Origin of the sequence: Collinsella sp. AM23-17 (assembly GCF_003470945.1) — a bacterium.
Taxonomy (GTDB): Bacteria; Actinomycetota; Coriobacteriia; order Coriobacteriales; family Coriobacteriaceae; genus Collinsella; species Collinsella aerofaciens_O.
In genome coordinates, this window is the sequence record NZ_QRHU01000001.1 from 1 (window position 1) to 532 (window position 532).

Annotated in this window: 1 protein-coding gene and 1 pseudogene; both read right to left on the bottom strand. The window is 65.2% G+C overall.

Annotated elements, in window-relative coordinates; all coding sequences use genetic code 11:
• Positions 1-317, bottom strand: a 317-nt coding sequence (locus DW645_RS00005) for a GDP-mannose 4,6-dehydratase (RefSeq protein ID WP_118225745.1), incomplete at its 3' end; no start/stop codon positions are given.
• A gap of 23 nt (positions 318-340) precedes the next feature.
• A pseudogene (locus DW645_RS10040) lies at positions 341-532 on the bottom strand (glucose-1-phosphate thymidylyltransferase); the annotation flags it as partial.

Genomic DNA, 532 nt, shown 5'->3' on the forward strand with positions numbered 1-532 from the left:
TTGGTGCGCAGGAAGGGCTCCGGGTCGGCGATGGAGTTGTCGTTGTGGCTCTCGGCGGCGTAGTGCACGATCGCGTCGTGGCCGGGGACGAGCCTATCCAGCAGCTCGGAGTCGCAGATGTCGCCCACCACGAGCTCGACGCGGTCGGCGGGAAGGCCCGCGATGTTCTCGGGGTTGCCGGCGTAGGTCAGCTTGTCCAGGACGGTGACGTGCACGTCGGGGTGGTTGTTCACGACGTGGTGCACGAAGTTGCTGCCGATGAAGCCGCAGCCGCCCGTGACGATGATGTTCCTGGGCTCGAAGAGCTCTTCAGACATATCTGTATCTCCCATTGAATCGTTTAGTACTCGCGCGGGCTGTTGACGATCTCGCCGGCGGCGACCTTCTTCAGGTGCTGGCCGTAGACCGACTTGCCGTAGGCCGCGGCCGCCTCCTCCAGCTCGGCGGTCGTGATCCAGCCGTTCTCCCAGGCGATCTCCTCGGGGACCGAGACCGGTAGGTCCTGGGAGTGCTCGACGGCGCGGACGAACTC